This is a genomic window from Streptomyces sp. FIT100 (assembly GCF_024584805.1).
Lineage (GTDB): Bacteria > Actinomycetota > Actinomycetes > Streptomycetales > Streptomycetaceae > Streptomyces.
On the sequence record NZ_CP075715.1, the window covers coordinates 850,900 to 877,351 of the forward strand.

At 71.2% G+C, this 26,452-nt stretch carries 24 protein-coding genes and 3 pseudogenes; 14 read left to right on the top strand and 13 right to left on the bottom strand.

Annotated elements, in window-relative coordinates:
* Positions 1–8: 8 nt before the first annotated feature.
* Entirely contained in the window at positions 9–1,688 is a 1,680-nt protein-coding gene (locus KK483_RS03620; protein ID WP_262003661.1) for an arylsulfotransferase family protein, read from the bottom strand.
* Between the two features lie 152 nt (positions 1,689–1,840).
* On the opposite strand from KK483_RS03620, the gene KK483_RS03625 reads away from it, so the two are divergent.
* Together KK483_RS03625 and KK483_RS03630 are read left to right on the top strand one after the other, a co-directional pair.
* The gene (locus tag KK483_RS03625; protein WP_313878092.1) at positions 1,841–1,951 is read left to right on the top strand and encodes a hypothetical protein; all 111 of its coding nucleotides are present in this window, start codon (positions 1,841–1,843) and stop codon (positions 1,949–1,951) included.
* Positions 1,952–2,675: 724 nt separating this feature from the next.
* A pseudogene (locus KK483_RS03630) lies at positions 2,676–2,855 on the top strand (OsmC family peroxiredoxin); the annotation flags it as partial.
* Positions 2,856–3,007: 152 nt separating this feature from the next.
* On the opposite strand, the gene KK483_RS03635 reads toward KK483_RS03630, so the two are convergent.
* Together KK483_RS03635 and KK483_RS03640 are read right to left on the bottom strand one after the other, a co-directional pair.
* On the bottom strand, positions 3,008–3,871 hold the full coding sequence (locus KK483_RS03635) for a CBS domain-containing protein (RefSeq protein ID WP_262003663.1): 864 nt from the start codon (positions 3,869–3,871) through the stop codon (positions 3,008–3,010).
* Positions 3,872–3,934: 63 nt separating this feature from the next.
* Positions 3,935–4,810, bottom strand: coding sequence for a universal stress protein (locus KK483_RS03640; RefSeq protein ID WP_262003665.1), 876 nt, complete (start codon positions 4,808–4,810; stop codon positions 3,935–3,937).
* A 242-nt stretch (positions 4,811–5,052) separates the two neighbouring features.
* Here KK483_RS03640 and KK483_RS03645 point away from each other — a divergent pair, with 242 nt between their 5' ends.
* The 4 genes from KK483_RS03645 to KK483_RS03660 all read left to right on the top strand — a co-directional run bounded on the left by KK483_RS03645 (position 5,053) and on the right by KK483_RS03660 (position 7,484).
* A complete protein-coding gene (locus KK483_RS03645; RefSeq protein WP_262003667.1) occupies positions 5,053–5,475 on the top strand; it encodes an Hsp20/alpha crystallin family protein in 423 nt (140 codons plus the stop codon).
* A 136-nt stretch (positions 5,476–5,611) separates the two neighbouring features.
* The gene (locus tag KK483_RS03650) at positions 5,612–6,493 is read left to right on the top strand and encodes a universal stress protein (protein ID WP_262003669.1); all 882 of its coding nucleotides are present in this window, start codon (positions 5,612–5,614) and stop codon (positions 6,491–6,493) included.
* A gap of 198 nt (positions 6,494–6,691) precedes the next feature.
* Positions 6,692–7,153: a cyclic nucleotide-binding domain-containing protein gene (locus KK483_RS03655; protein ID WP_262003670.1), complete on the top strand. Its 462-nt coding sequence runs from the start codon at positions 6,692–6,694 to the stop codon at positions 7,151–7,153.
* Positions 7,154–7,184: 31 nt separating this feature from the next.
* Entirely contained in the window at positions 7,185–7,484 is a 300-nt protein-coding gene (locus tag KK483_RS03660) for a DUF1876 domain-containing protein (protein WP_262003672.1), read from the top strand.
* A 74-nt stretch (positions 7,485–7,558) separates the two neighbouring features.
* Here the strand turns inward: KK483_RS03660 and ppsA are convergent, their stop codons facing one another.
* Positions 7,559–9,949, bottom strand: a complete 2,391-nt coding sequence (gene ppsA, locus KK483_RS03665; RefSeq protein WP_399013220.1) for a phosphoenolpyruvate synthase — start codon at positions 9,947–9,949, stop codon at positions 7,559–7,561.
* A gap of 408 nt (positions 9,950–10,357) precedes the next feature.
* On the opposite strand from ppsA, the gene KK483_RS03670 reads away from it, so the two are divergent.
* From KK483_RS03670 to KK483_RS03695, 6 genes are all read left to right on the top strand, one after another.
* Complete coding sequence (locus tag KK483_RS03670; RefSeq protein WP_262003675.1) at positions 10,358–11,233, top strand: universal stress protein; 876 nt, start codon at positions 10,358–10,360, stop codon at positions 11,231–11,233.
* 118 nt (positions 11,234–11,351) lie between these two features.
* Positions 11,352–12,206: a DMT family transporter gene (locus KK483_RS03675; protein WP_262003676.1), complete on the top strand. Its 855-nt coding sequence runs from the start codon at positions 11,352–11,354 to the stop codon at positions 12,204–12,206.
* Between the two features lie 554 nt (positions 12,207–12,760).
* On the top strand, positions 12,761–13,195 hold the full coding sequence (locus tag KK483_RS03680; protein ID WP_262003677.1) for a hypothetical protein: 435 nt from the start codon (positions 12,761–12,763) through the stop codon (positions 13,193–13,195).
* Positions 13,161–16,022, top strand: coding sequence for a cation-transporting P-type ATPase (locus tag KK483_RS03685; RefSeq protein ID WP_262003679.1), 2,862 nt, complete (start codon positions 13,161–13,163; stop codon positions 16,020–16,022). Before KK483_RS03680 ends, KK483_RS03685 begins: the two co-directional genes overlap by 35 nt.
* Positions 16,019–16,678 carry a TrkA family potassium uptake protein gene (locus KK483_RS03690; RefSeq protein WP_262003681.1) on the top strand — a complete coding sequence of 220 codons (660 nt, stop codon included), beginning with the start codon at positions 16,019–16,021 and terminating at the stop codon, positions 16,676–16,678. The genes KK483_RS03685 and KK483_RS03690 overlap by 4 nt, the downstream gene beginning before the upstream one ends.
* Complete coding sequence (locus KK483_RS03695; protein ID WP_262003683.1) at positions 16,675–17,331, top strand: TrkA family potassium uptake protein; 657 nt, start codon at positions 16,675–16,677, stop codon at positions 17,329–17,331. Before KK483_RS03690 ends, KK483_RS03695 begins: the two co-directional genes overlap by 4 nt.
* A 240-nt stretch (positions 17,332–17,571) precedes the next feature.
* Here KK483_RS03695 and KK483_RS03700 read toward each other — a convergent pair whose 3' ends face one another.
* The 9 genes and pseudogenes from KK483_RS03700 to KK483_RS03735 form a co-directional block, all read right to left on the bottom strand.
* Entirely contained in the window at positions 17,572–18,228 is a 657-nt protein-coding gene (locus KK483_RS03700; protein ID WP_262003684.1) for a CBS domain-containing protein, read from the bottom strand.
* Positions 18,229–18,305: 77 nt separating this feature from the next.
* Positions 18,306–18,623: pseudogene (locus KK483_RS35265) on the bottom strand (universal stress protein); the annotation flags it as partial.
* Between the two features lie 202 nt (positions 18,624–18,825).
* Positions 18,826–19,215: pseudogene (locus KK483_RS35270) on the bottom strand (universal stress protein); the annotation flags it as partial.
* 73 nt (positions 19,216–19,288) lie between these two features.
* On the bottom strand, positions 19,289–20,671 hold the full coding sequence (locus KK483_RS03710; RefSeq protein WP_262003686.1) for a Ni/Fe hydrogenase subunit alpha: 1,383 nt from the start codon (positions 20,669–20,671) through the stop codon (positions 19,289–19,291).
* Positions 20,668–21,480: an oxidoreductase gene (locus KK483_RS03715; protein WP_262003687.1), complete on the bottom strand. Its 813-nt coding sequence runs from the start codon at positions 21,478–21,480 to the stop codon at positions 20,668–20,670. Before KK483_RS03715 ends, KK483_RS03710 begins: the two co-directional genes overlap by 4 nt.
* 1 nt (position 21,481) lies before the next feature.
* Positions 21,482–22,285 (bottom strand): FAD/NAD(P)-binding protein, encoded by an 804-nt coding sequence (locus KK483_RS03720; protein WP_262003688.1) that lies wholly within the window; start codon positions 22,283–22,285, stop codon positions 21,482–21,484.
* Complete coding sequence (locus KK483_RS03725) at positions 22,282–22,710, bottom strand: cyclic nucleotide-binding domain-containing protein (RefSeq protein ID WP_262003690.1); 429 nt, start codon at positions 22,708–22,710, stop codon at positions 22,282–22,284. Before KK483_RS03725 ends, KK483_RS03720 begins: the two co-directional genes overlap by 4 nt.
* A 113-nt stretch (positions 22,711–22,823) precedes the next feature.
* Positions 22,824–23,993 carry a 4Fe-4S dicluster domain-containing protein gene (locus tag KK483_RS03730; protein WP_262003692.1) on the bottom strand — a complete coding sequence of 390 codons (1,170 nt, stop codon included), beginning with the start codon at positions 23,991–23,993 and terminating at the stop codon, positions 22,824–22,826.
* A gap of 173 nt (positions 23,994–24,166) precedes the next feature.
* On the bottom strand, positions 24,167–24,688 hold the full coding sequence (locus tag KK483_RS03735) for a hydrogenase maturation protease (protein ID WP_262003693.1): 522 nt from the start codon (positions 24,686–24,688) through the stop codon (positions 24,167–24,169).
* 415 nt (positions 24,689–25,103) lie between these two features.
* Between KK483_RS03735 and KK483_RS03740 the strand changes: the two genes are divergently transcribed.
* Together KK483_RS03740 and KK483_RS03745 are read left to right on the top strand one after the other, a co-directional pair.
* A complete protein-coding gene (locus KK483_RS03740) occupies positions 25,104–25,544 on the top strand; it encodes a universal stress protein (protein ID WP_262003694.1) in 441 nt (146 codons plus the stop codon).
* 163 nt (positions 25,545–25,707) lie between these two features.
* Entirely contained in the window at positions 25,708–26,139 is a 432-nt protein-coding gene (locus tag KK483_RS03745) for a CBS domain-containing protein (protein WP_262003695.1), read from the top strand.
* The last annotated feature ends 313 nt before the right edge of the window (positions 26,140–26,452 follow it).

Consider the following 26,452-nt stretch of genomic DNA (forward strand, 5'->3'; position numbering starts at 1 on the left):
GCCGGCCCTCATGGGGAAAGGGTCACCACCTCGGAGGACTTGAGGACCCGCCCCTCTTCGTCCAACGCCTTGACCTGGAAGTACGGCCCTGGGGCGTCCGTCGGGACCGCCGTCTCGAAACCGGTCCGCTTGGCGTGCCGCACGACCACCGACAGGGAATCGGGGTCCGGTCCGGCGAGCACCCGCCATGCTCTGGTCTGCGTCGAACCGTTCCAGGAGGCGTATACGACGCTCTCACCGCCGTCGGACTTCACCGCAGCCCGCGGCGGATAGTAGGGCTTGCCTACCCACGTGTTCCGGAAGGCCCGGTACGAGATGTTCGAGCCCGGCATCTGCGCGTCGTACAGCAGGTTCTCCGAGCCGTCGCCCGCCGTGTTCCCCGCGTTGGCGTATTCCGAGTAGTACGAGTTCTGGCCCCATCCGATGAACTTGTTGCCGTTGTCCAGGGCCTGGGTGTTTCCCTGAGACGCGGAGAACAGCGGTGGCCGGTGGTAGTAGGTCCGCACGGCGCTCGCGCGGCGCTCGTCGAAGTCCAGATCCAGGACCAGGCCGTGCGACTCCTGTTCCGGAGTACCGTCCGGCTGGTCGCAGCAGCCGTCGTCGAACATGCTGATCGTGCCCTTCGGCCCGAACCGCGCGTCGTGCTGCCAGTAGAAATCCGCGTCGGGGCCAAAGGTGAAGTCGCTGTCCTTGCCGCCGAGCTGCCACTTGATCTTTCCGGTCTTCCTGGAGATGTCGTAGATCGCCCAGAAGTTGCGGAGCGAGATCAACAGCTCCCCTCTGGGCCCCTCATCGAGCGAGTTCAGGTGGTAGGCGTCCCACACCCCGCCCGACGACGCGGCGTCGGAGGCCGGCACCTCGGAATCGGCGGGGTCCAGGTGGTCCAGCAGGTCCCAGGAGAAGACGAGCCTGCCCGTCTCCAGGTCGACCTCCTGGATCTCGCTGTCCAGGATGGCCCCGTCCTCAGGGCCTCCGTAGGGCCTGAGGTCCATAGGGACCGGCTTGGTCGCGATGAACAGCGCGGTCCCCCTGCGGGTCAGCAGGAACTCGTGCTCGTCCGGATAAAAGCCGTGATGCGCGAAGACCGTCTTGAGGAGGCGGTAGTGATTGTCGTAGATGTAGTAGCACCCGCCCGGCTCGGGAGCGCCACCCGGCAGGTTCGTGTAGGTGGGCGGAATGGCGATGGATCCCTGCCACCAGGTCAGCACCGGCTTCGCCTTCCCGGTCCTTGGATGGTGATACGTCTGAACCTTGAAGTCCGCGTTCTGGAGGTCGGGGGAGGACAGCGGGCGGAACCAGACCGGATCGCCGGAGTTGTCGGAGATCAGTGCCCCCGTCTGGCCGTACACCGCGGTACCGATGGCATAGGGGCCGACGAAGATCTTGCCGGGGGCCGTCCCGGGCTCGTGCGCAGTCACCGTGACCCGCTGGGGGTGAAGGCCCGGCTCGGAGACGAAGCTCCACACGTCGCTGCCCGAGGTGATCGGCGGCGGGGTGGTCGCGCTGCCGGTCGGGGGAGCGGGCTCCGTCGCACACAGGTGCGGCCGGTTCGGTGGTGAACTCTCGGCGGCACCGGCGGCAGCGGGCGGGCAGCCCGCAAAGGTGAACACCGCGACAAGCGCGCAGACGCCTGCCGTGCGGCTCAGACCCCGTCTCGCATGGCGGGCCCCCGGTTGTCGCACCGTCATGTCCCGGCTCCTTACAGCCCTTACACCGCAGTCGGAATCGCTTGGGTTGCTGTCCCACTGGCGAAGTTAGGCTCCACCGCCGGCTTCCGCCTGTTGCAGGCCAGTGCGATGGGCCATTCGGCCGCCGTGGGGGCGCCACACGCCGGGCGGGGGTGGAACGCGTCATGTGCTTCTGCACCGGGAAGGAGCACCAGCGCTTCCAGCACCGGTGCCCGATCGTCGAGGGGATGCTGGTCGTGGACGGCATTCTGCCGCGCGAGTAAGGGTTTCCGGTCATCGACATGATCGCGCCACGAGGACACCGGAGGTCCGGCGGGCACACCACGGGGTCCGACACTCCCCGTGCGTGCCGGCACCGGGGCCCAACAGCCCCCTGGTCCGCCCCGGTCGGCCCTGTCCGCGGTGGCCCTCGACGGCAACACTCGGAGCTGCCAGGCAGCCACAGCGGTACGGAACGGTCGGAGGCACCGGATGTCGCCACGGTCAGCACGCCGTGACCGGCATGCGATGCGACTGCCCCAGCCGCCGGCCGAGCGTCGGACTTGCGGTGCCGGAGCCCGCCGAGTGCGGCAGGAGCGAGTGATTCGGATGGTGACACCAGTGTCCGAGAAGCAGTCGATTACACAGGCGGAAACCGTGCACACGGGGTGTGGCCGCACGGTCAGCGTCTCCAGATTCGTGCCCGCAGGACTGCCCGCCGCGATGGGGCGCGTGGTCCTCGATACCGTGTGCGAGCCGTTTGACAGAGATGAGGTCTGGGCCTCGCTGACCCCTGAAGAGGCCAGGCGCATCGCCGCACTTCTGCTGTTCCAGGCCGAAGCGGTCGAACCCATTCCGCCGGGCCGAGCGGGACATGCGGAGGTCGTTCCCATCTCCGGCGATGCCTATGAAGTCACCGTACGAGGACATGTACTGACGGTTGACCAGCCCATTGGGGACGGTGGCCATGACACGGCGCCCACACCGGTGGAACTGTTTGTGGCCGCAATGACGTCGTGTGTCGCCCACTACGCCGGGCGGTTCCTCGACCGCCACGGCATCGCGCGTAAGGGTCTCCACGTCACGGCCGACCACACGATGGCTTCGGAACGCCCTGCGCGCGTGGCCTCACTGAGCATCCTGGTCGACGTCCCCGAGTTGCCACCGTCCCGTGCCTCCGCGATGCAGGCGGTGATCTCGCACTGCACCGTCAAGAACACGCTCGAAGTCCCACCCGAGATCACCATCACGCTGAGGGGACCGGGATCCGGAGTCGCGCGGCTGCCGGGCAGGAGTCGAGGGTCCACCTCTCGCTGTGACCCCCTCGCGCTCACGCGCCCTCACGCCCTGCCGAGGTGGTCGATCACATCGGTCACGTCGTCGATGTCCTTGATCTGTGCGAGGAGACGGGGGACATCGGCCTCTGCCATCCGTCCGCTGAGGTCGACCACGCCGTTGCGTACGGCAACCTCCACGGTGCTCCGGGCGGCCGGGAAGAGTTTCGCGAGGATCCTGGACTCGATCTCCTCGCGGATGTCGTCGTCATCACGTATCAGGGCGTTGAGCAGGGCGTTCCTGTGCACTACACCGACGAGACGCCCGTCGTGGTCCGTCACCGGCAAACGCTTGAGACGGGACAGGGCGACCAGCCAGGCCGCTTCGGCGACCGTCTGGCCGGGGTATACCGTGACGGCCGGGGTGGTCATCAGCTCCTCCGCGGTCTCGCCGCGTGCCTTGTCGTGCAGCCGCCGTTCCCTCAACCGGCCGAGCGGACCCGGTCGGTGCTCCGTCGCCTCCACGGCGGCCTTGGCCAGCAGATCGGACTCCGACACCACACCCAGCACACGGTCCTCGGCGTCGACGACCGGCAGCGCTCCGACGTGCTCGCGGGTCAGGCTCCGCGCGATGTCCATGAACGGCACGTCCGCGCGCACCGATGGGGCGGGTACGTCCATGACCTCACGGACCAGCAAGGGCTCGGGTTCACCCCCCGCCGCAGCGGCCTCGTCCGCTCGCTCGGCGGGCGCCGGCCCGGTGGCCGCAGGTCGGCGGGCGGCAGCCTCTTTCGCGGACACCGAGGCCACGGCGCCGGCATAGCGCAGCAGCAGGTCCTCGCGCCGGGGCTCGTCGGGCGGCGCCGGCGTCCCGTCCGGGGCCACCCGGCGGGCTTCGGCTCCCGTCGAGGACATCTCACGCTCAGTCATGGTCGGCTCCTCAACGCACTCCGGCCGAGGCGGCCCTCACCTCTCAGTGTCCCGCGGCCAGGGTCAGCCGTCCTCGTGGACCGAGGGGGGCACGACGACCACGGGGCTCACGGCCCTGTGCAGCAGACCGTGCGGAACGGAGCCGAGCCGCATGCCCGTGAAGCCGTCCCGGCCACGACGGCCGACGACCACGGCGAGGGCATGCGCGGCGGCCTCGGCCAGCACCTCGACCGGATGTCCCCGCAGCACCGCGTGGTTCAGCGGCACGTCCTGGTGGGCGGAGGACCGTCCCGCGGTCGCTTCGAGCAACCGCACGTGGCACGCCTCGACGGCGGCCTGCTCGTCGATGAATCCCAGCGCAGGACGCTGCCAGGCCCACACCGCCCGCACCAAGGCCCCTCGCGAGGCAGCGTCTTCCAGGGCATGGTCCAGGGCTGCGTCGGCCGACGGGCTGCCGTCCACCCCGACCACGAGGCAGGGAGGCTCCTCCACCGTGTGCTCTGCTTCCGGTACCACGACCACCGGGCATGCGGCGTTCGCGGTGACGGGGACCACCGTGGAAGCCGCGCTGAGCACCTCCGCCAGCCGGCCCAGCCGACGCGATCCCAGGACCACCAGTCCCGCGTGCGCGGACTGACGTACCAGCGCATGTGCCGGATTGGCGTCCGTGATGAACGTCGTCACCTCAAGACGCGGCTGACGCTCATGGGCACGAACCATGGCCTTGTCGAGCGCCTCGTCCCCAAGCTCCCGCAGGGCCCTGTGATGAGCGGTCTCCTCCACGCCGCGCACGCGATGGGCCACGGGCAGCACCGCGTGGACCAACTGCAGCGGCACCCCGCGGCGGGCGGCTTCATCGGTCGCCCAGGCCAGTGCTGCATCCTGGTCCACGGTGTCGACGCCGAAGACGACCGGGAGTACCTCGCTGGCAGATGTCATGGCTCCTCCACCGGTCTGCGTTCCGGGTGGCGACAGCTCGGCAGCCGCCGTCTCACACCAGCACGCTACGCAGGGGACGGCCGACACGGCAGGACCGAGTGGGCCCGTTCCTGGAGCCGTTCGTCCGTGAACCACGGAACTGGGGACGTTCGGACCCCGATACTGCCTCTTCGGCCCGCGCGAACGTGAACCCGGCGCGGTGGACTGGACGTGTTGTCACCGCGATACCGAGGAGCCGGGTCATGGCCGTACTCGCACGCAAGCAGAAGTTCCCGTTCCCCGACCTGCCCGACTGGTTCGAGGCCTTTCCCACTCGATTCACCATGCCGGCCATGGCAGATCTGTACACCATGAGGATCGAGGAATACACCGAGGAGGGCCGGTACCTCGTCCGTGCCGAAATCCCCGGCATCGACGTCAAGGATCTCGACGTCACCGTCGATGACGGCCTCCTCACCATCACGGCCGAGCGCACCGAGCGCGAGGTCGACAAGCACCGCAGCGAGATCCGGTACGGATCTCTCACCCGCAGCGTTCCCCTGCCCAAGAGCGCGGACGAGAAGGACGTACGCGCCGAGTACGCCGACGGCATGCTCACCGTCAGCGTGGGCCTCGGCGAAGCGAAGCCGGAGCCGAAACACATCGAGATCAAGCACACCACGTGACACCGCCCTCGGACGCCTGGGCGGACTTCCGCGCACACCGCCCAGGCGCCACGGGCAGCGCGCCGCTGCCGCCTGCCCGGGGTCACCGGCGAACACCGCCTCGGCCGGCGCACTCGCTCCGAAGGAGATCCGCACCATGATCCGTCATCTGACCGTCGGCGTGGACGGCTCGCCCGAAAGCCGCTGGGCGGCGGCGTGGGCCGCCGACGAAGCCGTGCTGCACAGCCTGCCGTTGCGCCTCGTCTACGCCGAGGACTGGCCCGTATCCGTCACGACGCCGGTGAGCGGCCCCGAGTCCCGGCAGCGCTGGTCCGATCAGATGCTCACCGAAACCGCCGACAAACTGCGGGAACGCCGTCCCGGGCTGGAGATCTCCACCCGGCGGATCTCCGCGCGGCCCGCCGCGGCTCTGTCCGCCGAGGCGGGCGAGGCGGACATGCTCGTGCTCGGATCGCGCGGGCTCAGCCGTATCGCGGGGTTCCTCATCGGCTCGGTCGGCATGGCCACCATCAGCGCCACCGAGCAGCCTGTCGTCCTCGTACGGGCGCCAGAGCATCCGAGCGACGAGCCGCCGCCTGTCCGGACCGGCCCGTACCGCGACCTGGTCGTCGGGGTCGATGTCGACCAGCCCTGCGACGCGCCCCTGGGCTTCGCCTTCGACGAGGCCGCACGGCGCGGGTGTGCGCTGCGCGCCGTGTACGGCTGGTCGCTTCCCCTGGTGCTCAACCAGGATCCCCTGCCCGACCACGGCGTCCGTCGGGAAGTTGCCGCGGAAGCCGACCGTGCGCTCGCCGACCTGCTGATGCCCTGGCGTCAGAAGTTCCCGTCGGTGGACGTCGTCGAGCAGGCGCTCGTGGGCTCGCGTGGAGAGCAGTTGATCCACTGCGCAGCCGGCGCGGATCTCGTGGTCGTCGGCCGGCGCATCCGCAGATCCCCCCTGGGAGCGCATATCGGCCCCATTGCGCACGCGGTGATCCACCACTCCCCCGCCCCCGTCGCCGTCGTCGCCCACGACTGACCGCCGTGCCCGACGAGGGGCCCACGCGGCATGGCCCCACCTGAAGCGGGCCGAGGCCGCATGGCCACACGGCTGGGACCTGTTGGCCCACGTGCGCGGCGTGCCGTCGGAGCAGCCTGGAGGCATGGCCTCGGTCTGCACCCGCGGCCGCACCCGCACCCGCACCGACCGCCGGGCCCAGAACCCGGGAGGAAACCGATGAACAGCACCTTTCTCCACGGACTGCCGTCAGAGGGCCTGGACCGCCTGATGGCGTGCTCGCACCAGGTCTCGTTCCCCGCCGGCACACGGATCTTCGACGAGGGCGAACCGGCCGACCGGTTCTGGATCATCCGCACCGGCGCCGTCACTCTCGATCTCCAGGCGCACGGCCGCTGCGCTGCCACCGTCGAGACGCTGGGCCACGGGGATCTGCTCGGCTGGTCCTGGCTGGTGCCTCCCTACGGCTGGCGGCTCGGGGCTGAAGCTTTCAGCCTGGTGCGGGCTCATGAGTTCGACGCCAGGACCGTACGCGCCCTGTGCGAGGTGGATCCCGCACTCGGTCTCGCGCTGACCCGCCGCGTACTGGAGGTCGTCACCCACCGGCTGCAGGCCACTCGGGTCCGTCTCCTCGATCTGTACGCGCCCCACGGCAGCGGCGTGATGCGGGTACCGCAGTGAACCCCCTGCGGTACCGGATCGGAGGGACGTCATGACCCGTACGGCCGAGTGGAAGATCCGGCTCTATCTGTTCGAGGAGGACCGGACGACGAAGGCCCGCGTCGTGCTGGACACGGGAACGACCGTTCTCACCGGCCACGGGGTCGCCCACTGCAGCCCCGCCGACGAAGACGTGCCGGAGATCGGCGACGAACTGTCCGTGAGCCGCGCCCTCCACGATCTCGGGCGGCAGCTGATGACCGCGGCCGATGGCGACATGGAGGCCGTGCGGACCACGCCGTCGACGCGGACCACGCCGTCGGCACCGGGCGCCACACGCGACGCGCCCTGATACCTCAGCCGGACCCGCCGGCCCCCCTCGTCTTGTGGTCGTCCGGGTCAGGGTCACTGCGGTCCTCCGTCCCTTCAGGTCGCGCCGGCCCCGTTCCCGTTCTGCTCGGCTGCGGCCACATGGCCCTTCACCGCGGCGAAGCTGTCAGGTGCGACGGAGATCGAGTCGATGCCGGCGCGGACCAGGAATTCGGTGAAGTCCGGGTCGTCGCTGGGGCGCTGGCCACACAGGCCGACAGGGCGGCCGCAGGCATGGGCCCGGGCGATGAGGGTTTCGATGCTGCGGGTGACGGCGGGGTCACGTTCGTCGAAGACCTCGGCGAGCGCTTCCGAGTCGCGGTCGGCTCCGAGGGTGAGCTGGGTGAGGTCGTTACTGCCGATGGAGAAGCCGTCGAAGCGTTCGGCGAACTCCTCCGCGAGGATCACGTTCGCCGGGATCTCCGCCATCACATAGACCTGGAGCCCGTTGGCGCCTCGGTCGAGGCCCTCGTCGGCCATGACCGACAGGACACGGTCCGCCTCGGTCAGCGAGCGGCAGAAGGGGATCATGACGATGACGTTGGTGAGTCCCATGTCGTCCCGTACGCGGCGCAGGGCACGGCATTCGAGCGCGAAACCTTCGCGGTAGCCCTCGCTGTAGTACCGGCTGGCGCCACGCCAGCCGATCATCGGGTTGGCCTCGTCGGGCTCGAAGGGGCGCCCCCCGAGGAGCCGGGCGTACTCGTTCGTCTTGAAGTCGCTCGTGCGGACGATGACGGGAGAGGGCCAGCGGGAGGCGGCGATGCGTGCCACACCGTGAGCGAGGCGATCCGTGAAGTACTGCGTGCGGTCGGGGTATCCGTGGGTGAGTTCGTCGATGCGGCGCCGGTCCGCGGCGTCCAGGCGCTCGGGGTGGACGAGGGCCATCGGGTGGGCCTTGACCTGGTGGGCGACGATGAACTCAAGCCGGGCCAGGCCGACTCCGTCGGCGGGGAGCCGCCACCACCGGAACGCGGCCGCGGGGTCGGCGAGGTTCAGCATGACGCGGGTCCGGGTGGACGGCAGTCCGGAGAGATCGGTCTCGGTCTCCTCGTAGTCGAGAAGGCCGGCGTAGACGTGTCCGTGCTCGCCCTCGGCGCAGGACACGGTCACGTCCTGGCCGTCCCGGAGCACCCGGGTCGCGCGGCCCGACCCGACGACGGCGGGGACGCCGAGCTCCCGGCTGACGATGGCGGCGTGCGAGGTGCGGCCGCCGTGGTCGGTGACGATCGCGGACGCCCGCTTCATGAGGGGCTCCCAGTCCGGGTCGGTGATGCCGGTGACCAGGACGGCGCCGGCCGGGAAGCGGTCGAGATCGACGGGCGCGTCGAGTGCCCTGACGGGGCCCTGGCCGATCGCCTCGCCCACCGCCATGCCCTCGACGAGGCGTTCGCCACCGGCGGTCAGACGGTAGCGGCGCAGCGTCGTGGTACGCCGACGGGACTGCACGGTTTCGGGGCGGGCCTGGACGACGGCGATCTCGCCGGTGATGCCGTCCTTGGCCCATTCGATGTCCATAGGCCCGCCGTAGTGCTGTTCTATGGCGACGGCCCAGCCGGCGAGGGCCCGGATCTCGCTGTCGTCGAGGACCCTGCGTCCGCGCTCCGTCTCGGGTGTGTCGACGGTACGGGTCATGCCTTCGTCCGCGTAGACGGTCTTGAGCTTCTTGCCCCCGATGCGCACATAGATGACCGGGTCGAGCGCGGGGTCCTTGAGGGTCGGCTTGAACACGGTGTACTCGTCGGGATCGACCTGCCCGCTGACCACGGTCTCGCCGAGGCCCCAGGCCGCGCTGATCGTGATCGCGTCCGGAAAGCCGCTCTCGGTGTCGAGGGTGAACATCACGCCGGATCCGGCCAGGTCGGAGCGCACCATGAGCTGCACGCCCACGGAGAGCGCCACGGCCAGGTGGTCGAAGCCCATCCGTTCCCGGTAGTCGATGGCCCGGTCGGTGAAGAGCGAGGAGTAGCAGCGCCGGCAGGCATCGAGCAGCTCCGTGACGCCGCGGACATTGAGGAAGGTCTCCTGCTGGCCCGCGAAGCTCGCCTCCGGAAGGTCCTCGGCGGTGGCGCTGCTGCGCACCGCCACATCCGGGTCCTGGCGCCCGGCGTCACGGCCCAGACGTGCGTACGCCCCCACGACAGCGGCTTCCAGAGCCGGCGGCAGGGGCGCCGCCAGGAAGGCCGTACGGATTGCCGTACCCACGTCGTCGAGCGACGCTCCCTGGTGCAGTCGGCCGATGTGATCCGCGATCGTGCGACGCAGACCGGCCGTGTCCAGCAGCTCCCAGTAGGCATCCGCCGTCGTGGCGAAGCCCCCGGGGACCCGTACACCGCCGATGCCGAGCCGGGTGATCATTTCACCGAGTGACGCGTTCTTGCCCCCGACGAGGCCGACGTCCTGCCGACCGAGTTCGGAGAGGGGGATCACACGGCGAATCGACGGCATAACGTCCTCTCACGGTTCAGGTTCGGACAGTGCCGCTCCGCCCCGCCCGGGGCCGAGCGCGATCGTGGCAAAGGCCGAGAGGAGCTCCGGTCCGGACGCCGGGCGATGCGTCCCGGCGGAACCGTCCCGCGCACCGCGTACTGCCGGCTCGACCGTGTCGGCACAGAGAACGGCGGGGAGGACAACCCACTTCTCGTGGATCCGGATTGCACGGTGAGCGGTTTCGCTCCGCTGCTCCGTGTCCTTGTCCTGTCCTCCTCGTCAATACCAGTGAAGCGCCACCGGACGGTACGGCACAGGTCCGCATGGGGCAGATCGCGGGGACCACTCGGCCCTTCATCGCGGGGGCGTCGCACCGGGACCCTGAAAGCCACGGCCGAGCCTGCGGCACGAAGGAGGCCAGCACCGATGTCCCGCCATGTGACGGCCGGCCTGGACGGGTCGCCCCAGAGCGCCGCCGCCGCCGAATGGGCGGCACGGGAGGCGCTGCTGCGGGAGGTGCCGCTGTGCCTCGTGCACGCGGACGAGTGGCCGGTCTGGACCGCCGATCCCGAGGCCAGGGCCGACGTACAACGACGCTGGGCCGACCAGCTCCTGGCCGGGGCCACGGAGCAGTTGCGGGAAAGGCACCCACACCTGGAGATCACCACTCGCCGGTTGTCCGGGCGGCCGCCCGCCGCCCTGGCCGCGGAGGCGGCCGAGGCCGACCTGCTGGTCCTCGGCTCCCGCGGGCTGAGCTGCGTCAAGGGCTTCGTCCTCGGGTCGGTCGGCATGGAGACGATCACTGCCACCGAGGCGCCGGTCGTTCTCGTACGGGCACCGAAGCCTGCGGGCACCGACCAGGACTCTCCGGCAGGAGCCCCGCGTGACGTGGTGGTCGGTGTCGATGTCCACCTGTCCTGCGACCCGCTCCTGGAGTTCGCGTTCGACGAGGCCGCGCGCCGCGGCGCCCGTCTGCGGGCGCTCCACGGCTGGTCACTCCCGCCGGTCGTCCGCGACGCACTCGCGCTCGAAGAAGCCGAGCTGGACATGGCTCCGGACATCGCCCACCGCCTCACGGAGATGCTGGCGCCCTGGAAGCGGAAGTATCCGTCGGTGACTGTCGTCGAGCGGACACCCGTGGGCGCGCCCTCCCAGCTGCTGGTGCAGTCCGCCGACGATGCGGACCTGGTCGTCGTCGGCCGGCGCGGCCGCCGGTCTCGCCTGGGCGCCCGCATCGGTCCGGTCGCGCACGCGGTGATCCACCACTGCGCCTCACCCGTCGCCGTCGTCGCCCACCACTGACCCCTCCCGGCGGGACGTGACCCCGCTCGGCCGGACGCTGCACCCTGTCGCACCCCACGTTTCCGGGCGCTTGCGTGTCGGGGAGGGCCACGGTCACCCATGACGGGATGCTGGGCCCGTGAACACGGCTGTCGCGGTGCCGGCCGCCCTGCTCTCCGCGCTCGCCTTCGGAGTCGCGTCAGTGCTCCAGCAGCAGGCGGCGCGCGAGGCGCCCGCCGGGGAGGCCCTGCGGCTGCGGCTGGTGCTCCACCTGGCACGCCGGCCGAAATGGCTGGCGGGTATGGGCCTGACCATCGCCTCCTACGCACTGCTCGGCCTCGCTCTCGCCCACGGCCCGCTGGTCCTGGTCCAGCCGCTCGCCGCCACCGATCTGGTCTTCGCGCTACCCCTGCTCGCCCGGCACCGCGGCCTGCCCCTGACGCGCGGGGAGGTGACGGGAATCGCCTGCACTGCGGGGGGTGTGGCCGCGTTCCTGACGGTTCTGCCGCCGTCCCCTGCCGGGTCGGAGGTGCCGGTGGGGTACGCATGGCTCCCGGTGCTCGCGGCCGTCGGCGGCGCGGTGGCGGTGCTGGCCCCGATCGGGCGCAGAAGCCGGGCGACGGCGCGGACGGCCCTGTACGCGACCTGCGCGGCTCTGCTGTTCGCCTTGCTCGACAGCCTCACCAAGAGTGCGGCAGGCCGCTTCCGCGCCGAAGGATTCGGTGCCCTGGCGTACTGGGAGCCGTACGCACTGGTCGTCGTCGGTGTAACGGCCCTGGTCTTCTCGCAGAGCGCCTACCAGGCAGGCTCCCTGGCCATCAGTCTGCCGGTCATCGACACCCTCGAGCCGATCGGCGCCGTGCTGATCGGCATCGCCGTCTTCGGCGAGCAACTCGCGTCCTCCACCTGGGCCCTGACCGTGCAGGCGCTGGGGGCGGCCACCGCTGTGGTCGGCATCGTGCTCCTGGACCGCTCGTCCCTGGCACGGGTCTGAGGCGCGGAGGCCCCGGCTCCAGGCGCCGACGTCCCCGCACGCCGGGCCAGGATGCGGCCCGGGGCGACTGCCGCCACGATGAGGGCATGGTTTCCGTGGGTCCTGCGGACCGTTTCGACGCGTTTCGGGCCCTTGCCGACCGGCGCGGGCCGCGCGGAGACCGGCTGATCAAGTCGAGGGCCGAGGCGAGGGCAGCAACGAGGGCGGCAACGGCGGACGGCCCCGAGGCCTGTGCTCCGGCTGTCGCCGCCCGTGTGGGCCTGCCCGCCGCCGCCGGGCTCGGGCCGGCCCGCTGCCACGCGGGCCTCGCAGCCCCGCACGGCCGCCGTCATGTTCGGGTCTGCGCGGCGAGGGCGTGCTTCGCCGCAGAGGGCGGCCGGCATGCCACCGCTGTGGAGCGCGAGCTGGACACCACTGCGGGCACGGTCTCACCGGACTGCGAGGGGGCCGTCCCGTGGTCTTGCCCGAATCACCACCGCCCCGGGAAAGCCGCGCTGTGCACGGAGAGGTCCGTCACGCCGGACGGGCGGACCCGCCTCACCGCGACCCCCTGCTTGCCACCCGGCGAACAGCCCGGCGACGACTTCAGGCTGGTGATCCTGGTCACCGGAGGGCGCTGGGCCCAGGGCGACTCCGGCGGTATGGCCCGCCGCGGCGGCAATCTCGCACTCGGTCCGGTCCACTTCCCCGACCACCGCCCCGACGGCGTCGTCCGGTACGACGTGCGTGACGACGTGCAGGTCGTCGTCGAGGGCGGGCACGGGCCGGCCCGCCCCGTCGCCCGTGCCGGCGAACGGACGGCCCCCGGCCCGGACTTCTCCTCTTTCCACTGCCCCGCAAGCAGTGTGAACCGCCTCGCCTCCGCCCTTGCGGACACCGTCACGTCCTGCCCCGAGTACAAGGTCGCAGCGGTCCGCGTGGCCGTGGCGTGGCCGCGTCGCGCCAAGGTGGCCCATGGGTACCGGAACCCCCGTACTGACACCCGGTGACAGGGGACGCGAACCGACGGCCCCCGGCGGCGAGCGCGGCCGGGCGGTACAGACCTTGCCGACCGGGGACGTCTTCGCCGCCCTGGGCACCTCGCCGCGGGGACTGACGGCGGCGGAGGCAGCGGCGCGGCGGGACCGATTCGGGCCCAACGAGCTCCCCCGGGCCGGGCGGAGAGGGCTCTGGCGTGACCTCCTCGGCCAGTTCACCGACCTCTTCGCCGTCGTCCTGCTCGTCGCGTCCGCGGTCACGTTCCTGGCCTACGGACTTCAGGAGCCGCGCGACGTGGGCACCCTGCAGCTGGCCGTAGCCATTCTGGGAGTGGTGGTGCTCAACGCGGCCATCGGCTTCGCGCAGGAGTACTCGGCCGAACGGACGGCGGAGTCCCTGCAGGCAATGGTGCCGCACACCTGCCGAGTGCTCCGCGACGGGGAGCGGCAGGAGCTGCCCGCGCCCGGCCTGGTGCCCGGAGACGTCATCGTCCTGGAAGCCGGAGACGCCGTGCCGGCGGACTGCCGGCTCGTCGACGCGCACGAGGTCGCGGTGAACAACGCGGCCCTGACGGGGGAGAGCGACGCCGTCGGTCGCACCGGTGAACCCGTGGCGAGCGGCCCGGTGCTCGAAGCACGTAACTGCGTCTTCATGGGCACCGATGTGGTGGCGGGCTCGGCGAAGGCCGTGGTGTTCGCCACCGGTGCGACGACGGAGTTCGGGCGGATCTTCCGGCTCGCCGCGGCGGCACCGCGGCAGAAGACTCCGTTGCAGCGCCAGGTCTCGTTGATGGCCCGCCGGGTGGCGGGTGCGGCGCTGGCGATCGGGGCTGTCCTGTTCGCGGTGCGCGTGCCCACGGGGCAGGCGCTCGTGGAGACCTTCGTGTTCGCCCTCGGGGTGATGGTCGCGCTCGTACCCGAAGGGCTTCCCGCGACACTGTCGGTGTCGCTGGCGATCGGCGTACGCCGCATGGCCCGTCGGCACGCACTGGTCAAGCAGCTGCTGGCGGTGGAGGCGCTCGGCTCCACCACCGTCGTGTGCACGGACAAGACCGGGACACTCACCCAGGCCGAGATGACCGTCGTCCAGGTGTGGGCCGGCGGTGTGTCACATGCCGTGTCCGGCGTGGGGTACGCGCCGGTCGGCGATGTGGCCGACCCCAGGCCGGTGCGGGAGCTGCTCCGCGCGGCCGGGCTGTGCTCCAACGCCCGACTCGTCCCTCCCCCGGCCGACGCTGTGGGGTCCCGCGACGCTGTGGGGTCCCGCCGGCCGGACCACGCGGGCCGGCGGGTGCTCGGCGACACCACCGAGGGGGCGCTGCTCGTCGCCGCGGCGAAGGCAGGTGTGGATGTGTCCGACGAGGAAGCGGCCGCGCCGCGTGTGGCGGAGTACCCGTTCGACTCGGCCCGCAAGCTGATGAGCACCGTGCACAAGTCCTCCGACGGGTACCGTGCCTACGTCAAAGGCGCGCCCCAGGAGCTCCTCGCCCGCTGCAGCACCGTCGACTGGGGAGGTGCGCGGCGGCCGCTGACCGACGACCTTCGTACCACGGTGACCGCAGCGAGTGATCAACTGGCGTCACAGGGGCTGCGCGTACTGGCGGCGGCATCGCGGGTCGTGGACGAATCCCACCCCGCCCGGCACGAGGTCGAGCGAGGGCTCACGCTGCTGGGCCTGGTCGGCATGTTCGACCCGCCGCGACCGGACGTCAGCGAGGCCGTCGACGCGTGCCGACGGTCCGGGATCCGCATCGTGATGGTCACCGGAGACCATCCGTTGACCGCTGAGGCGGTCGCCCGCCGCGTCGGGATCGTGCGGCAGCCCGCGCCCACGGTCGTCACCGGCACCCGGCTGGACGAGCTGGACGACGCCGGACTCGACGCGCTCCTCGCCGACTCGGGCGAGCTGCTGCTGTGCCGGGTCAGCCCAGAACACAAGATGCGGGTGGTCACCGCCCTGCAGCGGCGCGGCGAGGTCGTCGCGGTCACCGGCGACGGCGCCAACGACGCCCCCGCTCTCAAGCACGCGGACATCGGCGTGGCGATGGGCGCCTCCGGCACCGATGTGGCCCGGGAAGCCGCGGTCATGGTGCTCCTTGACGACTCGTTCGCCTCCATCGCCGCAGCAGTGCGGCTCGGCCGGTCGGTCTATCAGAACATCCGCAAGTTCCTGGTCTACCTTTTCAGCCACAACATCGCTGAGCTGGTGCCGATCCTGGCCGCGACCTTCGCCGGATTCCCGCTGGTCCCCATCACCGCCGTGCAGATCCTGGCGATCGACCTCGGGTCCGACGTGCTGCCCGCCCTGGCGCTCGGCGCCGAGCCTCCGGAGCCCGATGTCATGGACCGTCCGCCGCGCTCCCGGCGCGAACGGCTCTTCTCCGCCGCCGTGATGGGACGCGTCCTGTTCCTGGGTGGCATCCAGGCCGTCGGCGTGACCACCGTGTTCTTCTGGCACATCCACGCCTCCGGAATCCCGTACTCCGACTTCACCGCGGACGACATCGTCTACCGCGAGGCGATCACCTTGGTCCAGGCAGGCATCGTGGTCAGCCAGTTCTTCAACGCGCTCGCGGTACGCACCGACCGGCAGAGCGTGTTCCGGATCGGACTGCTGTCCAACCCCTGGCTGCTCGCCGCCGGCTGCTTCGGCATCGCGCTGATGGCGGCGATCAGCTATCTGCCCCCGCTGCAGGCCCTCTTCAACACCGCGCCGCTCGACGCCGCCGACTGGGCGGTCCTCGCCGGTTTCGGAGCACTGCTGCTGGCAGCCGAGGAAAGCCGCAAATGGTGGCTGCGCCACCGCCGGCCGAGGAGCGCGAAGGGAGAAGCGGGATGAGAGTCATCATCGCGGGCTGCGGGCGGGTGGGGTCCGCGCTCGCCGTGCAGCTCGTCACCGAAGGCCATGACGTACGTCTCATCGATCGCATGCCCAGGACCCGCAGGCATCTGCCCGACACCTTTCCCGGCCGGTTCCACGAGGGCAACGCGTACAGCCGCGTCGCCATGGAGGCGGCGGGCATCGAGCACGCGGACGCGTTCGTGGCCGTCACCTCGGGCGACAACAGCAACATCGTCAGCGCACGGACAGCCAAGGAGACCTACCGCGTCCCGATCGTCCTGGCCCGCATCTACGACCCCCGCCGCGCCGACATCTACCGGGAACTCGGCATCCCCACCATCGCCAGCGTCCGCTGGACGGTGCACCAGATCCACCAGATGCTGCTGCACCGCCACCTCACGCCCGAACTCGCCTTCGGCAACGGCGAAACCCTGCTGGTTCGGTCCGAGCTGCCCGCCTATCTCACGGGCCGGCGGCTGACCGAGTTCGACGTCGACGGCGAGATCCGCGTCGTGGAGGTGACCCGCGCCGGGCGCTCCCTCGTGCCCGCCCACAGCACCCCCGTCGAACCCGGCGACCTGGTCACCTTCGCCGTCGCGGCCACCGCCCTCGGCCGTCTGCGCGGCTTCCTGGACAAGGAGCTGGGGACATGAAGGCCCTCATCGCAGGCGCCGGGCGCCTGGGCACCCAGATCGCGCAGGTCCTCGCCGCCGCCCGTAACGACGTCACCCTCGTCGACGTCGACGAGGACCGCATCGCCGAGCTCGGAGGACACCTTCCCGTGCGCCTCGTCGCCGGGGACGCCTGCGAGCCCGCCTTCCTCGAACACGCGGGAGCCCGCACCGCCGACCTCGTCATCGCCACCACCGGCAACGACGAGGACAACCTCGTCATCAGCCTCCTCGCCAAGCGGCAGTTCGCCGTCCCCCGCGTCGCGGCGCGCGTCAACGACCCGGAGAACGCCTGGCTCTTCGACCAGAACTGGGGTGTCGACACCGCAGTCCCCGCCGCCGCGCCCCTCATCTCCCTCATCGAGGAGGCCACCGGCGCCACCGACACCGTGGCCCTCCTGCGCCTGAGCAAAGCGGGCGTCGACGTGATCGAGACCGCCATCACACCGCAGTCCCGCGCCGCAGGCCGCACACTCGCCGAGATCACCCTCCCCGCAGGCACCGTCATCGCCACGGTCGTCCGCGAGGGCCAACCCACCCTCCCCACGCCCGGGATGCGGCTGCGGCCCGGCGACGAACTCCTCGTGGTCTCCCACGCCGCCACCGAACAGGAGATCCACGCCGCCTTCCAGTGACGGCCGGGGGCACCGGCGAGGGCGGGCGCATCGGACACCAGGTCGCCGACCGACGGAGCTCGCCTTGCAGCAGGCCGGGCACAAGGCCGTTGCGCAGACCTGAGCCATCGGCGTACACCGTTTCACGGCTCCCGGGGCCGGTGCAGCACAGGGCGCGTGAGTCCCCGTCGGTGTCTCAGGGGATGCTCAGTCGGCGGGTCGATGGGCGGTGCGGGATCGCATGCACCAGTGCCTCAGCTGTCACGCGGACCCGTCCGCGCGGTCCAGGTCCCATACGACGTCGACGACCCCGGGCACGGCCCGGGCCATCCGGGAGAGGGCGGGCACGAGCCGGGGGTCGGCCATAACGCCCGTGAAGGTGACCACGCCGCCCGTCACGCGCACGCGCAGCTCGTCACCGGCGCCCTTCGGTACGCGTCCGAGGATGTCCTGCTGCACGTCCGCCGCCAGGTCCTCGTCCGGCCGGAGGTACACCTTCAGCAGGTCCGAGCGGCTGACGATGCCTTCGAGCCGCCCGGCCGAGTCCACGACGGGCAGCCGCTTGACGTTCTCACGGGCCATGAGACGTGCCGCCTGGGGCAGCGAGGCCATCGCGGGCACGGTCACCGCGGGACTGGACATGAGCCCTTCGGCGGTCGTTCCCGTGGCCTTGGCGAGGTCACGGGGACGGCATCGCTGCTGGGTGAGGGTGGGTCGGCTGACACTGAACTCCTCCTTCGCCAGCAGATCGGCTTCGGAGACCACCCCCACGACCACACGGTCGGCGCCGACGACGGGAAGCGCGCTCGCCCCCCAGGCGCTCATCGTCTCGATGATCTCCTTGAACCCCGCATCCGTCGGGACGGCGGCCACGCGGCGGGTCATCACGTCGCGGACGAGCAGGGCGTTGCTGTGCATGGAACGCTCCGTTCTCTCGCCGTACCGGGCCGGTCCGCCAGCCGGGCTCGTCCATGGGTGAGGAGGGGCGGGCGCCGTCATGTCCCCTGCGGTACCACGGCAACGGGACATTCGCTGTGATGGAGCACCGTGTGGGCGACTCGCCCGAGCTGGAGACCGAAGTGCCCCTGTCTGCGGTGCGCCCCGACGACCACAAGGTCCGCTGCGGCGCTGCGCTGCACCAGCACCTTGTATGCCGGGCCTTCGACGGTCGAGCGGCGCAGTGGGACCTCGGGATGCTCCCGCACCCCCTCGGCTACGGCCACGTCGATCTGCGTGGCTGCCCTCTCCCTGTCGTACAACCCTGGGTCGGCGGCCAGCAGTGTGTGGTCGGCGGGCTGGTGTGCCGGGCGGCGCCAGGCTCGGACTGCCTCGAGTTCGCAGGCGCGTGCCGCGGCTTCCCGGAACGCGAAATGAGGTGGCGCTGGAGCCCTGCCCCGTGTCGGCGACGCCCAGCAGGACGCGCCCGTGCGTGCCTTTGCGGCCGGCCGTGTCCCCGCGGACCACGACCACCGGGCAGTGCGCCCGCGCCGCCACCCCCAGCGACACCGAGCCCAGCAGCAGACCCGCCAGTCCGCCGCGGCCGCGCGCCCCTGTGACCAGCATCGCCGCGTGACGGCTCTCGTCCACGAGTGCTGTCACGGTGTCCTCCGCCGAGACTTCCGCGACGACCTTGACGCCCGGGTTCCGGCGGTGGGCTCGCTCAGTGGCCACATCGACAAAGGCATCGATGAGCTGCTGCTCCGAAGGGCGTTCGAGGTCCTCGACGAAGGCGGCGGTCCCCTCGTACCGTTCCCACCGGGAGGCGTACACCAGGCGCAGGGCGAGCGAGCGACGGGCGGCCCCGTCGACGGCCCAGTCCAGTGCGTCGAGGCCGGAACCGGAGCCGTCGACTCCCACGACCAGGGGTGACTCCACCGTACCCACCGCCCTTCTCTGACCGTCCACTGCGGAGGCGGCACCTTCCCAGGATGCATGTGCACCGCGACGGTCGCGAGGGACGACCGTCGGGACGGGGGCGTCAGGTGACTCCCTGCATCCGCTCGATATCCAGGTCCAGGAAGTGGGCCGAGCACGAGATGCAGGGGTCGTGGTTGCGAATGGCCCGCTCGCAGACCCGGGTGAGTTCGGCCTCGGAATCCTCGCCTCGGTCGAGCGCGGCCTGGATCAGGCGCCGCAGGTCCTCCTCGATGGCGCCCTGGTTCTGGGCGGTCGGCGGAACGATGCGGGCGTCGGTGACCCGGCCCCCGTCGTCGAACGCGTAGCGGTGGTAGAGCAGGCCGCGTGGCGCCTCGGTGGCACCGTGCCCGATTCCGGCCCGGGCCGGCACCTCCACGTACGGGTGGGCGGGACGCTCGTACGCGGCAATGATCCGCAGGGCCTCTTCCACGGCGTACAGGACCTCCACGGCGCGGACGAGGATGCTCCGATAGGGGTTTCTGCAGACCTCGCCCCGTCCGGCCGCCTCCCCTCCGGGGCGCGGTGGAGGGTCGCCCAGTCCGGCCTCGCGTGCCGCTTCGAGGGCCAGCGGGGAGAGCAGGTGGCCGTTGATCGCGTAGCGGGCGAGGGAGCCCGTGAGATGCCTTCGGCCGTCCAGCCGGGAGTGCAGGGCGGTCGAGTGGGCGACCTGCTCCTCGGTGACGTGGTCGGAGAATTCGCGGAGCGGGAAGCTGCGGGGCGCACGTGCCCGGTCGTACGGGAGCACGGTGGGGACGCCTGACTCGATGGCGTAGGTGCCGGCCTCGGCAAGGGCGAGCAGGTCGGCGTCGCATTCCGCGTCGGGGAAGTCGAAGCCCGCGACCCAGCGCACGGTGTCCCAGGCGTCGTCGAGGGCCGTACGCAGCCGCTCTGCCAGGGGGAGGAGTTCGGCGCGGGCCGGGGTGCGGTGGAAACCGCCGAGGCGGACGTTGACCGGGTGGATCGCCCGTCCCCCGAGCAGTTCGAGGACGGCGTTGCCGGTCTGCTTCAGGCGCAGACCCCGCTCCACATGTGCCAGATGGGAGCGGGACATGCCGATCACGTCGTCGTGGCCGAGGAAGTCCGGTGCGTGCAGCAGATGGATGTGCAGCGTCTGGCTCTCGATCCACTCCCCGCAGTACAGCAGGCGGCGCAGGGCGGCGAGTTGTCCGTCGACGACGGCGCCGCACGCGTCCTCCACGGCCCGGCAGGCGCTCAGCTGGTAGGCGACGGGGCAGATCCCGCAGATGCGGGAGGTGAGGTCGGGCGGCTCGGTGTGCGCCCGGCCCCGGAGGAAGGCTTCGAAGAACCGTGGGGGTTCGTAGATGCTGAGGTGCGCCTCGGTGACGGTGCTGTCGTGGATCGTCAGGTGCAGAGCGGTCTCGCCCTCGACACGGGTGAGTGCGGGAACGCGCAGGACCTGCGACCGGGGCGCGTTCTCGCTCATCGAGGCCCCTCCTCGCCCGTGCCTGGCCCTTGGTCCTCCACGGCCCTGAAGGCGGTGACGTTGAAGGTGTGCAGGAATCTGCCGATGTCGTCGTCGCTCATCCCGTCGCGGTGCATGAGTGGCACGAGGGCGGGGAGGTTGGTGGTTCCGGCGGGTCCGAAGCAGCCGTAGCAGCCGCGCCCGTAGGTCGGGCACAGGGCTCCGCAGCCTGCGTGGGTGACCGGCCCGAGGCAGGGTGTGCCGTGGGCGACGGTGACGCAGACGTTGCCGCGCCGCTTGCAGGCGAAGCAGACGGCGTGGTTCGGAATGCCGGGCTTCCGTCCGGTGAGGAAGGCGGTGATGACCTCAACGAGCTGGCCGCGGTCGATGGGACAGCCACGCAGTTCGAAGTCGACGGATACGTGGGCGGAGATCGGTGTGGAGGTCGCCAGGGTCTCGATGTAGTCGGGCCGGGCGTAGACAACGGCCAGGTACTCCTCGGCATCGGCGTAGTTGCGCAGCGCCTGGACGCCGCCGGCCGTGGCGCAGGCGCCGATGGTGACGAGATGGCGGGAGTCGGCGCGGATGCGCCGGATGCGATCCTCGTCCTCGGGGGTGCTGACCGAACCCTCGACGAGCGAGAGATCGTAGGGGCCGGGTGCCACGTCGCTTGACGCCTCGAGGAAGTGCGCGATCTCCAGTTCGCCGGCGATACCCAGCAGTTCGTCCTCGCAGTCGAGGAGCGTGAGCTGGCAGCCGTCGCAGGAGGCGAACTTGAACACGCCGAGCCGGGGGCGGGAAGCAGGCCGGGGCACGGTAGGGGTGTTCATCTCACAGCTCCCGTACGGTCAGCAGGGGTTCGGCTCGGTCGTAGCCGACGACCGGGCCGTCGCGGCAGAGCAGCAGGGGTCCGAGCTGGCAGTGGCCGCAGTGGCCGGTGGCGCAGCGCATGTTGCGTTCGAGGGAGACCTGGATGCGGTCGGGGCACATCCCTCGGTGGATCAGGGCGCAGGCGGTTGCGCGGATCATGACTTCGGGGCCGCACACGAAGGCGGTCGTTTCCGCCGGTGTGAACCGGGCTTCTCCGAGCAGCGCGGTGACCACGCCCACCCGGCCGGTCCACTCCGAGGAGGGCCGGTCGACCGTGACGGCGGCGAACGGCCTTCCCCAGGAGGGGAATTCGTCCTGGTACAGGAGATCACCGGGGGTTCTGGCACCGGCGAGGACGTTCAGCCGCCCGTACGGCTGCGGTTCGGCCAGGACCGCGTCGATCAGAGGGCGCAGCGGCGCGATGCCAATACCACCGCCGATGACGAGCAGATCGTGGCCGCGGGCCGCAGCCAGGTCCCAGTGCGTGCCGAACGGGCCGCGCACGCCGACCGATCCACCGACTCTCAGTTCGCACAGCGCACGCGAGACGGCGCCGACCGCGCGGACCGTGTGCGTCAGCCGGTCGTCGACGGCCCGGGACACGGAGACCGGGATCTCGCCCACGCCGAACGCGTAGACCATCGCGAACTGGCCCGGTGCGAAGGGGCTCAGGGCCGCTTCGGCCGGTTCGAGCACGAGCGTGGCCGTGTCGTGCGTCTCGTCGCGGCGGTCGACCAGGCGGTACGGAACAGGAGTGAGGGTCATGGCACCGGACCGCTCTCCTGAGACCCTTGAGACTCCTGAGACCTCTGAGGTCCGTACAGATCGAGGAGCCGGGTGCGGGTGGCCCGGAGCCGCTCTCCGATGGTCTCGGCGACGACGGTGACCAGTGCCAGGCCCAGCGCGGGGTGCCGGGCGCAGAGGTCGTGCACCGGGGCGGCGTCGAACTCCCACGCGCTGACGGGGCCCCGGGTCTCTGCCCCGAGGTGCCACTGGCGGGGTGGGCACAGCCACGACCAGCCGAGCAGGGCGCCGGCGCCGATGGTCTCGACTACGGCGCGTCCACGGCCCGGCACCTGGATGTCGAGCGCGACCGTGCCCGAGCGGATGATCCAGAAGCGGTCGGCCTTGTCGCCCTCCTCGAAGATCCGGGTGGCGGCGGGAAGGACGGCCTCGCGTGCGAGGGCCATGAGCCGCTCGCGGTGCTCCGCAGACAGAGCGGCGAGCACCCCCTCTGCGGGAGACTCGCTCGACTGCGGTTGCCGGGCGCGACCTCCCGGATGACCGGGACCGTCCCCCGCGTTCACGGTGCGACCTCCTGCTGCGTCGCCTCCTGGTGCAGGGCGTGGGCTTCTTCGGTGAGGTCGATGCCGGTGGGGCACCAGACGATGCACCGGCCGCAGCCGACGCAGCCCGAGCTGTCGAACTGGTCGTGCCATGTGCCCAGCTTGTGGGAGAGCCACTGGCGGTACCGGCTGCGCGGGGTGGCCCGGACCGGGCCGCCTTGGAGGAGCGAGAAGTCCAGGTCGTAGCAGGAGTCCCAGCGACGCCAGCGTTCGGCGTGGTCGCCGGTCAGATCGGTGACGTCCTCTGTGGTGGTGCAGAAGCAGGTGGGGCAGACCATGGTGCAGTTTCCGCAGCTCAGGCACCGGGCCGTGACGTCGTCCCAGCGTTCCGCCTCCAGGTTGTCCCGCATCAGTGTGCGCAGGTCCACCGGCGGCATGGACCGGCCCATGCGGTCGGCGGCCTCACTCACGGCTCGGGCTGCGGCGGTGCGGGTCGGGCCGTCGGCGCTGCGGCGCGGTAGTTCCGCGAGTACCGCCGCGCCCTCCTCGCTCCCGCTCCGACACAGGAAGCGGTGGCCGTCGGCGTCCACGACCTCGGTGAGGGCGAGGTCGTACCCGGCGTCCACGGCAGGCCCGGTGCCCATGGAGACGCAGAAACACGTGGCACCCGGCTCGGTGCACTCGACCGCGATCAGGAAGGCACCCGTCCGCCGGGAGAGATAGGCGGGATCCCGGTACCGGCCACCGGACATGACGCGGTCCAGGATCTGGATGGCCCGCAGATCGCAGGGCCTCACACCGAGGAAGGCGAAGGAGACGCTCTGCGGCCGCTCCTCGCGCACGGCGATCGCTCCGTCCGGGCGGCGGTCCGCGGTCCACTGCCGGACCCGCTCGGGGTGCAGGAACGACTTCCACGACTGGGGCCCCGCGCTGTGGGCGAAGGCGGCCCCGTCCTCCCGCGGGCGCACCCGGTACTGCCCCGCCTCCAGCTCGACCCCCCACCCGTAGGGCAGCGCATGAGCGGAATCCAGCTCGTCGAGAACGATCGCTCCGTCACGCACCGTCGGGCCGACCACCGTGCGGCCGCGGCGCTTCAGGACCTGTACGAGCGTCTCCAGGCCGTCGCGGTCGAGCACTGCACCGGCCTGCCGGCCGAGGGCCTCTCCAATATCCGGAGCGTCGGTCATGGTCTGTCCCTCGGTCTCCACACGCCTCGGCCGGGAGGACCGAACCATCCGCCGCAGTCCACCTCCACACGGCTGCCGTGCGGTGCGCAATCGAACCCTGACAGCATGTCAGCCAGGTGTGCTCCGAGCCCTGCAGCCGGTACGGCGTGTCCCGCTGGGCGCGCCGCTGACGCTCACTCGGTCGGCCAAATGCCCGCAGACGCCGCGCTGTGCTGCGCGAGCTCCATCTCGATCCGCCGGGCCAGTCGCGGCACGGCGCACGCCACCGCCGGACTGAGCCCCACGCCCAGCGAACGGTCCGCCCCCTCGATCGCGTACACGACGAGTCGCCGGGGGCGGCGTCCGAGCGCGTCGCCGAGGCACAACGCCTCCGCGAGGCCGAGCCCATGCGTGCTGTTCCTGCCCGGATCGGCCGAACGCAGGGTGCCGTCCGGGACTGAGCACCACCGGTGCGCCCGCCCCGGGTGTGGCGAGGGGGGGAAGCAGGCGTCGACCACGATCGCGAGGCGGGCGTCCTCCCACCATTCGATCAGCCGGCCAGGGTCTCCGTCGGACTGTACGAGAACGGTGCCCGAGGGCAGCGGCCGCTGCCGCACTCGATCCCTCAGCAGTGCGACGACAGCCCACCCGACCCCGTCGTCCCGCCGGAACTCGTTGCCGATCCCGATGACCGCTGCATCGACGGGCGGCTTCATTGGCGTGCCTTCTTCCCCTGACGACATCACCGTGGCGGCCCCTCCGCGCGGACGCCGTACCGGCCCGTTGCGCGACCTCGTTGCCGAGGGAGGCCGTCCGCCCTCTGTCCATGGTCGATGACGGACGCGGACATGTGGCGCAGCGACGCACTTGTCGCGGTCAAGGGTGCGGTTAGGCGCCATGGGGCCGAAAGTCCGGCGCGGCACCGCGAGATCGACCATGCCGAGGCTGCATGCTGTCCCCCGCAGCGGCGGGCCGGGGCATCGCCAAGCACCGGTGCAGTTCGCCCGGACAGCGCCAGGCCGATGACTCCAGCCCCCTGCGGCGGCCCGGGTACTGCCCGTCGGCACCGGATGTGCGCGAGCGGGCCCGTGGCTCGGACGACGTTCGCTCAGGACAGCGCGGAGGTAGGGGATGGTGACCGAGGACCAGCCGCTGGTCGTGGTCGGCGTGGACGGATCCGAGGTGAGCATCGAGGCGTTGAGGTGGGCGGCTCGGCATGCCGAACTCACCGGCGCCGTACTGCGGGTGGTCACTGCGTGGCGGCTGCCGCCGAGCTACGGGGATCTGCCCGACTATGCGGACATGGACTTCGCGGCGGCCGCTCGCGAGACTCTCGATTCCGCGATCACGGCGGTACTGGGCCCGACTCCCCGGCTGTCCGTGGAGGCCCGGGTCGAGGAGGGGCATCCTGCCCCGGTGCTTCTCGCTGCCGCGCACCACGCGGACCTCCTTGTTGTCGGCAGTCGCGGGCACGGCGCGTTCGTCGGGATGCTCCTCGGCTCCACCGCTCAGCACTGCGTCCACCACGCGCCCTGCCCGGTCCTGGTGGTACGCCCGCAGACGACGCCGTGAGATCCGGACCGGACCGCGGCATGTCAGCCGCCTCGCCGTGGGGCCCGCGTTTCTCTGCTCTCGCGTGTCGGGCGCGGCCGCACCGGCCCATGCCGGATTCTTGCCCTCATGGGCGCCGCTGCCGCGACGACGCTCCGTGCTCCAACACGGAAGGGACTGTGCCGTGAAGGCATCCGAGTACATGATGTCGCCGGTGGTGACGGTGCCCCCGGATACCTCTGCGGCCCACGCCGCTCGCACCATGCTCCGGGAATCGGTCGGCTGCCTGCTGATCGTCGACAACGACGACCTGCGCGGCATCGTCACCGACCGCGACCTGGTGGTGCGGTGCCTGGCCGTCGACGTCGGCCCGGACACTCCCGTCTCGCAGCTGATGACTCCCTCCGTGGTCACGTTCAGATCCACCGACGACATCCAGACCGCCTACCGGGCTTTCCGTAGATCGGGCGTGCGCAGACTGCCTGTCATGGACGAGAACGGGCACGTCGCCGGACTCCTGACCATCGACGACCTCTTCCTTGACGTCTTCCAGCGCCTCGCCGACGTACTCGGACCGGTCGCCTGGACGGTACTGCGCGATCCACCCGACTCCTAGGGTCCCGCCCCGCGGTGCGGCGCCTCCAGGGCATCTTCACCGTCACCGGCTGCGCGGATCCGAGGTCTCCGACGCCACCACCACGGTCACCAATCTCGGCGACCAGGGTGTGGAGACCGACTTCGGCGTGATCTTCCCGCTACATGTGGCCTTCGTCGGCTTCGCGGACGGGTCGTCGACGGGCCGTGCGCTGTCGGCGGCCTGCTCAGCGTGGCACGTGGTCACCGCCCCCCTGTCCGACAGCGTCGATTCCTCGTCGCCCGCACCGGGTGAAGTGCCGCGGGACTGCGGCGCGGGACCGGACAGTCACGTG

What these genes read in the sequence shown, in the direction of transcription:
- KK483_RS03730 (WP_262003692.1), bottom strand. Translation starts at nt 23,993, where the DNA reads ATGACCGACGCTCCGGATATTGGAGAGGCCCTCGGCCGGCAGGCCGGT.
- KK483_RS03715 (WP_262003687.1), bottom strand. Translation starts at nt 21,480, where the DNA reads ATGAACACCCCTACCGTGCCCCGGCCTGCTTCCCGCCCCCGGCTCGGC.
- KK483_RS03700 (WP_262003684.1), bottom strand. Translation starts at nt 18,228, where the DNA reads ATGCACAGCAACGCCCTGCTCGTCCGCGACGTGATGACCCGCCGCGTG.
- KK483_RS03695 (WP_262003683.1), top strand. Translation starts at nt 16,675, where the DNA reads ATGAAGGCCCTCATCGCAGGCGCCGGGCGCCTGGGCACCCAGATCGCG.
- KK483_RS03685 (WP_262003679.1), top strand. Translation starts at nt 13,161, where the DNA reads ATGGGTACCGGAACCCCCGTACTGACACCCGGTGACAGGGGACGCGAA.
- KK483_RS03640 (WP_262003665.1), bottom strand. Translation starts at nt 4,810, where the DNA reads ATGACATCTGCCAGCGAGGTACTCCCGGTCGTCTTCGGCGTCGACACC.
- KK483_RS03645 (WP_262003667.1), top strand. Translation starts at nt 5,053, where the DNA reads ATGGCCGTACTCGCACGCAAGCAGAAGTTCCCGTTCCCCGACCTGCCC.
- KK483_RS03660 (WP_262003672.1), top strand. Translation starts at nt 7,185, where the DNA reads ATGACCCGTACGGCCGAGTGGAAGATCCGGCTCTATCTGTTCGAGGAG.
- KK483_RS03635 (WP_262003663.1), bottom strand. Translation starts at nt 3,871, where the DNA reads ATGACTGAGCGTGAGATGTCCTCGACGGGAGCCGAAGCCCGCCGGGTG.
- KK483_RS03670 (WP_262003675.1), top strand. Translation starts at nt 10,358, where the DNA reads ATGTCCCGCCATGTGACGGCCGGCCTGGACGGGTCGCCCCAGAGCGCC.
- KK483_RS03735 (WP_262003693.1), bottom strand. Translation starts at nt 24,688, where the DNA reads ATGAAGCCGCCCGTCGATGCAGCGGTCATCGGGATCGGCAACGAGTTC.
- KK483_RS03710 (WP_262003686.1), bottom strand. Translation starts at nt 20,671, where the DNA reads ATGAGCGAGAACGCGCCCCGGTCGCAGGTCCTGCGCGTTCCCGCACTC.
- KK483_RS03690 (WP_262003681.1), top strand. Translation starts at nt 16,019, where the DNA reads ATGAGAGTCATCATCGCGGGCTGCGGGCGGGTGGGGTCCGCGCTCGCC.
- ppsA (WP_399013220.1), bottom strand. Translation starts at nt 9,949, where the DNA reads ATGCCGTCGATTCGCCGTGTGATCCCCCTCTCCGAACTCGGTCGGCAG.
- KK483_RS03650 (WP_262003669.1), top strand. Translation starts at nt 5,612, where the DNA reads ATGATCCGTCATCTGACCGTCGGCGTGGACGGCTCGCCCGAAAGCCGC.
- KK483_RS03720 (WP_262003688.1), bottom strand. Translation starts at nt 22,285, where the DNA reads ATGACCCTCACTCCTGTTCCGTACCGCCTGGTCGACCGCCGCGACGAG.
- KK483_RS03725 (WP_262003690.1), bottom strand. Translation starts at nt 22,710, where the DNA reads ATGGCCCTCGCACGCGAGGCCGTCCTTCCCGCCGCCACCCGGATCTTC.
- KK483_RS03620 (WP_262003661.1), bottom strand. Translation starts at nt 1,688, where the DNA reads ATGACGGTGCGACAACCGGGGGCCCGCCATGCGAGACGGGGTCTGAGC.
- KK483_RS03740 (WP_262003694.1), top strand. Translation starts at nt 25,104, where the DNA reads ATGGTGACCGAGGACCAGCCGCTGGTCGTGGTCGGCGTGGACGGATCC.
- KK483_RS03655 (WP_262003670.1), top strand. Translation starts at nt 6,692, where the DNA reads ATGAACAGCACCTTTCTCCACGGACTGCCGTCAGAGGGCCTGGACCGC.